Origin of the sequence: uncultured Frigoribacterium sp. (assembly GCF_963515265.1) — a bacterium.
GTDB lineage: Bacteria > Actinomycetota > Actinomycetes > Actinomycetales > Microbacteriaceae > Frigoribacterium.
The window spans coordinates 1-11,028 of the sequence record NZ_CAUPYL010000077.1; the positions used below are offsets into that span (position 1 = coordinate 1).

At 70.1% G+C, this 11,028-nt stretch carries 11 protein-coding genes; all 11 read left to right on the top strand.

The window, feature by feature from the left end:
- Positions 1–1,348, top strand: a 1,348-nt coding sequence (locus tag RWM17_RS08110) for a type IV pilus twitching motility protein PilT (RefSeq protein ID WP_314102571.1), incomplete at its 5' end; no start/stop codon positions are given.
- Positions 1,348–2,580 (top strand): type II secretion system F family protein, encoded by a 1,233-nt coding sequence (locus RWM17_RS08115; RefSeq protein ID WP_314102572.1) that lies wholly within the window; start codon positions 1,348–1,350, stop codon positions 2,578–2,580. The genes RWM17_RS08110 and RWM17_RS08115, both read left to right, overlap by 1 nt.
- A 278-nt stretch (positions 2,581–2,858) precedes the next feature.
- Positions 2,859–3,317 carry a prepilin-type N-terminal cleavage/methylation domain-containing protein gene (locus tag RWM17_RS08120; RefSeq protein ID WP_314102573.1) on the top strand — a complete coding sequence of 153 codons (459 nt, stop codon included), beginning with the start codon at positions 2,859–2,861 and terminating at the stop codon, positions 3,315–3,317.
- A 98-nt stretch (positions 3,318–3,415) separates the two neighbouring features.
- Entirely contained in the window at positions 3,416–4,822 is a 1,407-nt protein-coding gene (locus tag RWM17_RS08125; RefSeq protein ID WP_314102574.1) for a type II secretion system protein, read from the top strand.
- The gene (locus RWM17_RS08130) at positions 4,819–5,493 is read left to right on the top strand and encodes a prepilin-type N-terminal cleavage/methylation domain-containing protein (RefSeq protein ID WP_314102575.1); all 675 of its coding nucleotides are present in this window, start codon (positions 4,819–4,821) and stop codon (positions 5,491–5,493) included. Before RWM17_RS08125 ends, RWM17_RS08130 begins: the two co-directional genes overlap by 4 nt.
- Positions 5,493–7,259, top strand: a complete 1,767-nt coding sequence (locus RWM17_RS08135) for a hypothetical protein (protein ID WP_314102577.1) — start codon at positions 5,493–5,495, stop codon at positions 7,257–7,259. Before RWM17_RS08130 ends, RWM17_RS08135 begins: the two co-directional genes overlap by 1 nt.
- Positions 7,256–8,089 carry a prepilin peptidase gene (locus RWM17_RS08140; protein WP_314102579.1) on the top strand — a complete coding sequence of 278 codons (834 nt, stop codon included), beginning with the start codon at positions 7,256–7,258 and terminating at the stop codon, positions 8,087–8,089. The genes RWM17_RS08135 and RWM17_RS08140 overlap by 4 nt, the downstream gene beginning before the upstream one ends.
- A gap of 31 nt (positions 8,090–8,120) precedes the next feature.
- The gene (gene pilM, locus RWM17_RS08145; RefSeq protein WP_314102581.1) at positions 8,121–9,170 is read left to right on the top strand and encodes a type IV pilus assembly protein PilM; all 1,050 of its coding nucleotides are present in this window, start codon (positions 8,121–8,123) and stop codon (positions 9,168–9,170) included.
- Positions 9,167–9,829, top strand: a complete 663-nt coding sequence (locus tag RWM17_RS08150) for a hypothetical protein (protein ID WP_314102582.1) — start codon at positions 9,167–9,169, stop codon at positions 9,827–9,829. Before pilM ends, RWM17_RS08150 begins: the two co-directional genes overlap by 4 nt.
- Before the next feature lie 4 nt (positions 9,830–9,833).
- The gene (locus RWM17_RS08155) at positions 9,834–10,631 is read left to right on the top strand and encodes a hypothetical protein (RefSeq protein WP_314102583.1); all 798 of its coding nucleotides are present in this window, start codon (positions 9,834–9,836) and stop codon (positions 10,629–10,631) included.
- A 140-nt stretch (positions 10,632–10,771) separates the two neighbouring features.
- Positions 10,772–11,028 (top strand): DUF6121 family protein (locus RWM17_RS08160; RefSeq protein WP_314102585.1); only part of this gene is annotated, 257 nt, incomplete at its 3' end.

An 11,028-nucleotide genomic window follows, 5' to 3' on the forward strand; every position in this document is an offset into this window, starting at 1 on the left:
GCCCGGGGTCGCTCCGTCGCACTCGGCCGTCCCGTCGCACTCCGCCGCCCCGGCGCCCGTCTCGCCCCAGCTCGGCGACGGCGGCCTGCTGCGCGTGCCGTCGTTCGCGCCGTCCAGCGCCCAGCACGCCGCCGAGGAGGCGCCCCCCGCCGCCCAGGTCGAGTCCCGACCCGGCATCGAGCTGCACGAGCACGCCCGCACGGTCGCGCACCCTGCCCTGATCTCGGCGCTCTGCGAGGTCGTGCTGCAGGGCGCCTCCGACCTGCACGTCACGGTCGACGCCGCCCCGACCCTCCGCGTCGACGGCGGTCTGCAGCCGGCGCTCGCCGGTGGCGACCCCTGGGACGCCCCGACGGTCTCGACCGCGCTGACGAGCCTGCTGACCCCGGCGATGAAGGAGCAGTTCGACGAGCGGCTCGAGCTCGACTTCGCCTACTCGCTGTCGGACGAGTCGCGCTTCCGCGTGAACTTCTACCAGCAGCGCGGCGTGATGGGAGCGGCCTTCCGCCTCATCCCGACCGAGATCAAGCAGCTCGCCGACCTGGGCGTGCCCGAGGTCGTCAGCCGCTTCGCGAAGCTGCCCCGCGGCCTCGTGCTCGTCACGGGCCCCACCGGCTCGGGCAAGTCGACGACCCTCGCCGCCCTCATCGACCTGGTCAACCGCACGCGCGCCGACCACATCGTGACGGTCGAGGACCCGATCGAGTTCATGCACCAGCACAAGAAGGCGATCGTCAACCAGCGCGAGGTCGGCCACGACACGCACAGCTTCGCGAACGCGCTGAAGCACGTGCTGCGCCAGGACCCCGACGTCATCCTCATCGGCGAGCTCCGCGACCTCGAGACCATCTCGGTCGCGCTGACCGCCGCCGAGACCGGCCACCTCGTGTTCGCCACCCTGCACACACAGAGCGCCGCGCAGACGATCGACCGTGTGATCGACGTCTTCCCGCCGCACCAGCAGGACCAGGTGCGCACCCAGCTCGCGTCGACGCTGCAGGGCGTGGTGTGCCAGACGCTGCTGCCGAAGGCGGGCGGCAAGGGCCGTGTCGTCGCGACCGAGATCATGATGATGACGCCGGCCATCGGCAACCTCGTGCGCGAGGGCAAGACGTACCAGATCTCGTCGTCGATGCAGGCGGGGCGGGACCTCGGCATGCACACGATGGACCAGAAGCTGGCCGACCTCGTCAACACCGGCACCGTCACGCACAAGGCGGCGATGGAGAAGGTGCACGACGCCGAGGGCTTCGACCGCCTCGTCACCCGTGTGATCAACAAGTCCGAGACGGTCGGCCTCGACGCCGGCATCGACTTCGGCGACGCCTTCTCGATCGGGAGCAACTGATGGCCACCAGCACCGCGTACGCCTACAAGGGCCGCGACTCGGCCGGCAAGGTCGTCAAGGGCAAGGTCGACGCGTCCAGCGAGGGCGCCGTCGTCACCCGCCTGCGCACCATGGGCGTGCAGCCCATCTCGATCGCCGCGGCGAGCGACGGCACCGGCCTGCAGCGCGAGATCTCGCTCGGCGGCCTCGGCGGCGGCGGCGTCAAGATGAAGGAGATCGCGGTCATGTCGCGCCAGATGGCGACCATGATCGCGTCCGGCCTGTCGCTGCTGCGCACACTCACGATCCTCGCCGACCAGGTCGACAACAAGACGCTGCAGAAGGTCATGCAGGAGGTGCGCGACGACGTCGAGACCGGCGTCTCGTTCTCCGACGCGGTCGGCAAGCACGACAAGCACTTCCCGCCCCTGATGATCAACATGATCCGGGCCGGCGAGGTCGGCGGGTTCCTCGACAAGGCGCTCGAGTCGACTGCCGACAACTTCGAGAAGGAGGTGGCGCTGCGGTCCACGATCAAGTCGGCGATGACCTACCCGGTCGTCGTGCTCGTGATGTCCCTGCTCGCGGTGGTCATCATGCTGACGTTCATCGTCCCGATCTTCCAGGACATGTTCACGAACCTCGGCGGCCAGCTGCCGCTGCCCACGATGATGCTGGTCTACGCCTCGCAGGCCATGCCGATCGTGCTGCCGATCCTGATCGTCGGCGGCATCGGCGGCTCGATCTGGTGGAAGACCAACAAGAACTCCGTCAAGGTGCGCTCGAAGCTCGATCCGCTGAAGCTCAAGCTGCCGGTGTTCGGCGAGCTGCTCCGCAAGATCGCGATCGCGCGCTTCTCGCGCAACTTCTCCAACATGATCGGCGCTGGCGTCCCCATCCTCACCGCCCTGCGCATCGTCGGGGAGGTCTCGGGCAACTACGTGCTCGAGGAGGCGCTGGTCGAGGTCGCGGAGTCGGTGCGGCAGGGCGAGTCCATCGCCGCCCCCCTGACCGCCTCCGGGGTCTTCCCGCCGATGGTCACGCAGATGATCTCGGTCGGCGAGGACGCCGGCTCGCTCGAGACGATGCTCGAGAAGGTGGCGGACTTCTACGACCAGGAGGTGAAGTCGACCACGGAGTCGCTCACGGCCCTGATCGAGCCGCTGCTGATCGCGTTCCTCGGCGTCGTCGTCGGCGGCATGATCGTCGCGCTGTACCTGCCGATCTTCCAGATCACGTCGCTGATCAAGTAGTCGCAGGGCGGCTCTGAGCCGTCCTTCCTCGCTGTGCCCGAAGGGCCCGACCACCGGTCGGGCCCTTCGTCGTGCGCGACGGGTGTCGGATAGCAGCTGACCCCTGAACAGGGGTTCTGCCCGTTCGGGGGTGACCCGGACTGGGGCCGTGTCGCCGGCATAAACCCCCCGTCTGCGGGATTCTCGCGGGTCTCGGGGGCTGGGAGAGTCATCTCCGGCGGGAACGACGTGACCGCCTCCGATCACCTCTCCCGCACCCGATCTCGAACGGACCAGTCATGTACTTCGCACTCATGGGCAAGCTCTCCGCCCGCCGCCAGAACCTCGCCCAGGACAAGGACAAGGGCTTCACGCTCATCGAGCTCCTCGTCGTCGTCATCATCATCGGCATCCTCGCCGCGATCGCGATCCCCGTGTACCTCGGCGTGCAGAACAACGCCAAGGACTCGGGCGTCAAGAGCGACCTGACCAACCTGAAGACCGCCATCATCAGTGTCCAGACCCAGACGGGCAAGCTGCCCGCGGCGAAGGACGTCGCCACCCTCACCGACGACATGAAGTCGGCTGGTGCCACGAAGGGCACCGACACCACCGCGATGTCCCTGACGGCGAACGGAACTACCGGATTCTGCATCCAGGGCACAAGCAGCACGAGCAAGACCTTCGCCGCGACTGAGGTCAACGGCGTTGCCGCTGGTTCCTGCAACACCGACGGCACGTTCAAGCCTGCCGCGTAGCACTCGCTTCTCGACGGAGTGCTCGGCTCGCGGGTCGAGCACTCCGTCACCCTCGTTCTACATCCGCACCCTCGAACCCGACCGGGAGGTGAACCACCATGTTCCGACGCCTCAACGACGTCCTCCGCCCTGCCGCCCCGGCGCAGCGCGACGCCGGACTCAGCCTCGTCGAGGTCATCGTCGCGATGATGGTGTTCACGATCATCTCGATCGGGGTCGCCTACACGATCACCAACTCGCTCGTCCTCACCCGTGACTCGCGGGCCAGGGCGGTCGCCACGAACCTCGCGGCGCAGGAGATCGACCTCCTCCGCAGCGTCGACGACGTCTTCAGCGTCGTCTCGAAGACCTTCGTCACCACGGTCGGCGGCACGACCTTCACGGTCGAGCGCACCGCCGAGTGGACCACCTCCGCCACGAACTCCACCGCCTGCGGCACCGGCACCGGCACGCTGCAGTACAAGCGCGTCGAGGTCTCGGTCACCTACGCCGGCCAGCGCACGGTCAGCGCCCCGATCACCTCCGCCACCGTCCTGGCGCCCAACGGCCGCATCAACGATCCCGCCAAGGGCACGATCGTCGTGTCGGTCATCGGCGCCTCCGGAGCCGGCACCGAGGGCGTCACCGCGACCGTCAAGGCGGCCGCTAAGGACCCCAACGGCGCCGTCGCGCCCCCTGCTCTGGACCCGACCGACAGCTCCGGGTGCACCTACGCCCTCAAGGTCGCTCCCGGCAACTACGACGTGACCATCTCGAAGGCCGGCATGGTCGGCCTCGACCAGGCGGCCACGCAGACGACCACCCCTGTCACCGTCTCGGCGGGCGGGTCCGGCACCGCCTCCTTCTCCTACGACACGGCCATCTCGTTGCAGACGAACTTCGCGACGAACTTCCCGAGTCCCGTGGTGCTGCCCGGCAACCTCGACGTGACGTTCCGCAGCACCGTGGTGGGCGACTACACGGTGTCCGCCGCCGCCACGAAGCCGGCGAAGCTGTTCCCCTTCTCGGGCGGCTACGCCGTCGTGGCCGGCAAGCACCTCGACCCGAGCACGGACCCGAAGACGAACGTCGTGTCGAGCTGCCTCTCGCCCGATCCTGCCGCGTGGGTCACGCCCGCGGCCGACAAGGCCATCGGGGCAGCCCCCGTGCCCGTGGGCGCTGCCCCCGGCGGGTCGGCCACGGTCGGCGTACCGATGGGCGTGCTGCAGCTCAGCAAGATCAGCGGCACGGTGAAGGTCGTGGCCGTGCAGCAGAAGGCGGGCGCAGCCGGCGACCCCGGGTGCCTGGTCCCGTCCACCTACACGTTCACCGCCGTCACGAAGGACACCCTGCTGGCCTTGCCGTTCGGCACGTGGTCGTTCTACACGGTGACGGACCTGCTCAACCTCGGGCTGATCACGTCGAGCAACCAGGTCAACCCCCAGGACTCCGTGCTCCGGACACGCGGATCGATCGACATGCCGACCAAGACCATCACGCTCGACCCGCGGGGGCTGACCCCGTGACCCGCCTCCGTGCTTCCCTCGCCGCGCTCCGCGACCGGCGCGACGCCGGCGTCAGCCTGGCCGAGCTGCTCGTCGCCATGATGGTCTTCGCGATCCTCATCGCCATCACCGGCGGCTTCATGATCAGCGCTTCGCGCGCCTCCTCGCAGACGCAGTCGATCGACTCGGCCACACGCGTCGCCACCAACGGCATGACGGCCGTGACCCGCACGCTCCGTGCCGCGACCGAGAACCCCGTCAAGGGCCAGACCCTGCCCGACGCCGCCTTCCCGCAGGCGACGGCCAACGCCGTCACCGTCTACGCGTACGTCAACCTCGCCTCGTCGGACGCGACCCCGGTGATGGTGCAGTACTACCTCGACGGCACCGCGCTCAAGGAGAAGACCTGGCCCGGCGTCGTCTCCTCCGATGGCTTCTGGACCTTCGGCACCACGCCCACGACCCGCACCGTCGCTTCTCCCCTCGTGGCGGGCACCGACCTCTTCGCCTACGTCGACGCCGACGGCGCCACCGTCTCGCTCGCCGCCGGCGCGGTTCCCGCAGCCAAGATCGGTTCGATCGCCGCGGTCCGGGTCCGCGTCCAGGCGGGGACGGCCAACACCTCGGCCGCCTCCACCACGCTCGTCAACACGGTGGGCCTGCCCAACCTCGACATCGCCAGGGACCTCTGATGATCCGCCTCCTGCACGCCCGCCTCGTCCGGCTCCGCCACGACGGAGCCGACCGCGGCGTCGCCCTGGCCAGCGTCATCGGCCTCGGCGCCGTCCTGCTGCTGCTCAGCGTGACCATGGCGTCCGTGGCGGTGAGCGGCACGGTGAAGGCCCGCGACGACTCGGACTTCAACGCGGCGATCGCGGCTGCGTACGCCGGCGTCGAGGACTACCAGAGCAAGCTCGCGAACAACAACGCCTACAGCCAGTACGGCGCGAGGGTCACGGCCTTCAGCACGGGCTCCGCCTTCACCGGCACCGACGGCAACCCCGCCTTCGGCAAGGGCACCGCGGGCAGCTGGCAGACGGTCGGCGACGGCACGGGCGCCTCGTATCGGTACGAGGTCGACAACTCGAAGTACTCGACCGCCGGCACGCTGCGCATCCGGTCTACGGGCCGGGTCGGCGACACGACGCGGTCGGTCGTGGCCGACCTCAAGCAGGACGGCTTCCTCGACTACGTCTACTTCACCGACTACGAGATCAGCGACCCGGTGCTCTCGAGCACGTCGTGCTCGCCCAAGTACGAGTGGGCGGTGACCGAGCGGCCCAGCTGCACGACCATCCAGTTCTCGGCGACGGACGTCATCGACGGCCCGATGCACACCAACGACACCATGAGAGTCTGCGGGGGAACCCAGTTCAAGGGGGCGACCACGACCTCGAGCACCCGGTCCAACCGGTACGTCGCGGTCACGGGCACCAACTGCACGGGGACGCCGAGCTTCGGCGGCCAGTCGAAGCCCGCCTACGCCCAGGCGATCACCATGCCTCAGACCAACGAGGCCATGCGCCAGGAGACGCGGACCGACCTCAAGTCGACCACCGTCCCGAACCCCGGGTGCCTCTACACGGGCCCCACCCGCATCACGTTCAAGTCAGCCGGCACGATGAACGTCTACTCGCCCTACACGAAGGCCACGCAGATCGAGTCCGACCCGAGCAAGGGCACGGCCCCTGCGATGTGCGGCACGCCGGGCGACGGCGCCAAGGGCGGCACGCTCGGCAGCGTCGGCGGGCAGGACATCACGGTCCCGGCGAACAACCTGGTCTACGTCCAGGACGTCCCGGCGTCGTCGACCGACGTCAACTACTGGAGCGGCAAGCCGACGAACTTCAAGTGCCGGAACGCGGACGACTCGGCTGCCGGCAACGGGCTCGGCTTCCCGGCGAAGGACGAGATCAACGCGTCCTACAGCTGCACCGCGGGCGACGTCTTCGTCCAGGGCACGCTCAAGGGCAACGTGACCGTGGCGGCGCAGAACTACGTCTACGTCACCGGCGACGTGAAGTACTCCGACGTCTCGAAGGACATGCTCGGCCTCGTCGGCACCAACGCCGTCTACGTCTACAACCCGGTCAGGTACTACACGAGCGGCAAGAACACGACCGTCGGCCTCATCGACCGCGCCGAGTCGGACCGGGTCATCCAGGCCGCGATCCTGAGCGTCTCGCACACCTTCACGGTCCAGAACTACGCCGCCGACAGCGGCAACACGAAGGGCAAGCTGCAGGTGCTCGGCTCGATCTCGCAGAAGTTCCGCGGACCGGTCGCCACGAGCGGGAACGGCGACAGCGGCTACACCAAGGCCTACGTCTACGACCCGCGCATGCGCTACACGGCACCGCCCAAGTTCCTGTCGCCCGTGTCGACCAGCTACGGCATCACGCAGGTCGTCGAGAGCAAGACCGCCGTCGCGGCCTCGGGCAAGGAGCTGGTCCCGTGACCGCCCTCCTCCTCGCCGCCCTGACGGCCGGCGGCCTCGGCCTGCTGATCGGCTCGTTCCTCAACGTCGTGGTGTACCGCGTCCCTGCGGGCATGTCGATCTCGTCGCCGCCGAGCGCCTGCCCCGGCTGCCACGCGCCCATCAAGGCGTACGACAACGTCCCTGTGTTCAGCTGGCTCGCCCTCAAGGGCCGTTGCCGCAGCTGCAGCACCGCCATCTCGGCCCGCTACCCGATCGTCGAGCTCGCCACCGGCGGGTTCTTCGCCCTGGTCGCCGCGGTCGTCTGGCCCTGGACCGCCGTGCCGACCGAGGCCGCCCCGCTCTTCGCCGCGCTGCTCGAGCTCGTCGCGTTCCTCTGGCTGGCCGGCGCGAGCGTCGCGCTCGCGATCATCGACGTCGAGCACCACCGGCTGCCCGACGCGATCGTGCTGCCGTCGTACGCGGTCGGCCTCGTCCTGCTGGGCGCCTCCTCGGCCCTGTCGGGGGAGTGGGACGCGCTGCTCCGGGGCGTCATCGGCATGACGGCACTGTTCGTCTTCTACTTCGCGCTCGCGCTCGTCAAGCCCGGTGCCATGGGCCTCGGCGACGTCAAGCTCGCCGGCGTGCTGGGCCTCTGGCTCGGCTGGCTCGGCTGGGGCGAGCTCGTCGTCGGCGCCTTCGCCGCGTTCCTGCTCGGCGGCCTCTTCTCGATCGTCCTGCTCGCCACCCGTCGTGCCCAGCGCACCGGCGGCATCCCCTTCGGCCCCTGGATGCTCGCGGGCGCCTGGGTCGGCGTGCTCGTCGGCGGCACGGTCGCCGCCTCCTACCTCCAGCTCCTCAGCGTCGCGTGACCCCGACCTCACGCAGAAAAGAGACCACCCCATGACGAAGAACATCGTCGGAGTCGACATCGGCAGCCGATCGCTCCGCGCGGTCGAGGTCGCCGACGTCGACAAGCCGCGCCCCACCGTCGTCCGCTTCTCCGAGATGGCCCTCAGCGACGGCGCTGCCAGCCGCGGAGAAGTGCTCGAGCCCCAGACCGTCGCCAGCGCGCTCAAGCAGCTCTGGAGCGCCGGCGGCTTCAAGAGCAAGAACGTCGTGCTCGGCATGGGCAACCAGCGCGTGCTGGCCCGCGACCTGACCGTGGCGAAGGCGTCGCGAGAGCGGATCCGCGAGTCGCTGCCGTTCCAGGTGCAGGACATGCTGCCGGTGCCCGTCGCGGACGCGCTGCTCGACTTCTACCCCTACAAGGAGAGCGAGGGCGAGAACGGCCCCGTGCTCAACGGCCTGCTCATCGCCGCCGTCAAGGACGCCGTCCTCGGCAACGTCCGCGCCAGCAAGCTCGCCGGCCTGTCGACCATGGGCGTCGACCTCATCCCGTTCGCGAACACGCGCCTCCTGGTCAACCGTCCCGGCCTCACCGGCACCGTCGCCCTGATCGAGATCGGCCACAGCACCTCGTCCGTGATCGTCGCGACCGACGGCGTCCCGCAGTTCGTTCGCATCATCCCCTCGGGCGGCGACGACGTGACCCAGGCGATCATCGCCAAGCGCGGCATCTCGGTCGAGGAGGCGGTGGCCGTCAAGAGGCAGCGCGGCCTCAGCACCGTGATCACCAACGCCGAGGAGCAGGCCTCGTCGGCCGCCATCTTCGAGTCGGTCAACGAGCTGCTCGGCAGCTTCCGCAACACCGTCCAGTACTTCGTCAACACCCGGCCGACCGAGACGGTCTCGCAGATCGTCCTCGCCGGGGGCGGCGCCCTGCTGCCGGGCCTCCCGGACGCGCTGTCCGAGGTGACGCGCCTGCCCGTGGTCGTCGCCGATCCGTTCGCCACCGTCGCGTTCGGCAAGAACGTCGACGAGGCCGCCCTGCGCGGGCGTGCCTCCGACATGACCGTGGCCCTCGGGCTCGCACTGGGGAGCGCCGCATGAGCCGCACGAAGAAGACCGCCACGGCGGTCGTCGGGGGACTGCCCCGCGTCGACCTGCTGCCCCCGGAGGTCCGGGCCGAGCGGCACACGGGCGTCGTCGTCCGTCGTGCCTGGATGGGCGTGGCCGTCGCGGCGGTCGTCGTCGCCATCGGCGCGGGAGGGGCCACGATCGTCTCGATCGAGGCGAACGACGAGCTGCTCGCCTCGCAGGCCGAGACCCAGCAGCTCCTGATGGAGCAGGGCAAGTACACCGAGGTCCGCGAGGTCAAGTCGGACATCCAGCTGCTGACCGCCGCGCAGACCGTCGCGGGCGCCGCCGAGATCCCCTGGCCCTCGTACCTCGCGCAGATCCAGGCGACCCTGCCGGCCGGGGTCACCGTGACGACGATCACGATCGACCAGGCCTCGCCCATCGCCGACTACCAGCAGTCGGACACGCCCCTGCAGGGCGCCCGCGTGGGCACCGTGACGTTCACGGCCCAGAGCACCACGCTGCCGAGCGTGCCGGACTGGCTCGACGGCCTGGCCACGCTGCCCGGCTACACGGACGCGACCCCCGGCTCGGTCACCCTCGAGGAGGGCGTCTACGAGGCGACCGTGACCATGCACATCGACCAGGGCGCGTTCTCGAACCGCTTCGCCCCGACTGAGAGCGAGTGACCTGATGGACCGCAACCGCATCAAGCTGATCATCGCGATGGTGAGCGGCGTCGCCGTGCTCGCCCTCGGCTTCCTCCTCGGCGTCCAGCCGCAGCTGTCCGCCGCCTCGGCCGCCGCCGAGCAGAAGGCGAGCGTCGACCAGCAGAACGAGGGCATCCGGGCGGCCGTGGAGCAGCTCATCGCCGAGAACGAGGGCCTGGCCGGCCTCGAGGACGAGCGCGACGCCAAGCTCGCGTCCGTGCCCGCTGCGCCTGACATGCCCGCGCTCATCCGTCAGCTCGACCAGATGGCCGGCGAGGCCGGCACCATGGTGACGTCGTTCACGACGGCTGACCCCGTGTCGTACGTCGCACCGGCGTCCGCGACGGCTCCGGCCGCGGCGGCGCCCGCGGAGGGCACCGAGTCGTCGGAGGGCACGGACGGCAGCGCCGACGCTGCTGCCGCGCCCGCCGAGGCCGCCCTGCCGACCGCCCCCGCCACCGTGACCGACCCTGCCGTGACGACGGCGAACTTCTCCACGATCGCCGTCACCGTCGACATCCAGGGCTCGTACGACCAGGCGCTGGACTTCGTCGACCGCATCCAGAAGGGCCCGCGCCTGTTCCTCGTGACCGCCATCACGAGCAGCGAGCCCGAGGAGGGCAGCGAGACCGCCGAGGGCCAGACCTGGACGGTGGGCGGCCTCGTCTTCGTCCTGCAGGACGGCGAGACCGCCCCCGCCGACGGCGACGCCACGACGACTGCGCCGACGCAGGCCGAGGGCACCGACGAGGGCACGGACACCACCGCCAGCGGTCGCTGACCGGCCGACCCGCGCCTCCTCCGCTCGGTTCCGCAGCCAGGGCCCGGCTCCTCCCTCCCAGGGAGGCGCCGGGCCCTGCCGCTGCCCGCACCCGTCCTGGCCCGCCGCCTCGGGACGCCCCCGCGGCGTACCCTCGCCTCATGACCCGTGCCGTCTACGCCCTGATGGCGAGCGTCCTCTTCGGCGCGCTGCTCGTGGCGACGGCCGGCTTCGAGAGCCTGCTGCTCGACCGCGACGTCATCGGCGAGCCCGACGCGGGCCCCTTCCTCGGCCCGGCCATGGGCGGCGCCGCCCTGCTCGTCGTCCTCCTGGCCCTGATGCGCTCGGCCGCGCTGGCCGACGCCCGCGACGGGGGAGCGCCGGAGGTGCGGGGCACGTTCCCCGCCCAGCCCCTGCC

Bases quoted from the DNA above. Each gene is read 5' to 3' on its own strand.
- RWM17_RS08115 (WP_314102572.1), top strand. From the start codon at position 1,348: ATGGCCACCAGCACCGCGTACGCCTACAAGGGCCGCGACTCGGCCGGC.
- RWM17_RS08120 (WP_314102573.1), top strand. From the start codon at position 2,859: ATGTACTTCGCACTCATGGGCAAGCTCTCCGCCCGCCGCCAGAACCTC.
- RWM17_RS08125 (WP_314102574.1), top strand. From the start codon at position 3,416: ATGTTCCGACGCCTCAACGACGTCCTCCGCCCTGCCGCCCCGGCGCAG.
- RWM17_RS08135 (WP_314102577.1), top strand. From the start codon at position 5,493: ATGATCCGCCTCCTGCACGCCCGCCTCGTCCGGCTCCGCCACGACGGA.
- pilM (WP_314102581.1), top strand. From the start codon at position 8,121: ATGACGAAGAACATCGTCGGAGTCGACATCGGCAGCCGATCGCTCCGC.
- RWM17_RS08150 (WP_314102582.1), top strand. From the start codon at position 9,167: ATGAGCCGCACGAAGAAGACCGCCACGGCGGTCGTCGGGGGACTGCCC.
- RWM17_RS08155 (WP_314102583.1), top strand. From the start codon at position 9,834: ATGGACCGCAACCGCATCAAGCTGATCATCGCGATGGTGAGCGGCGTC.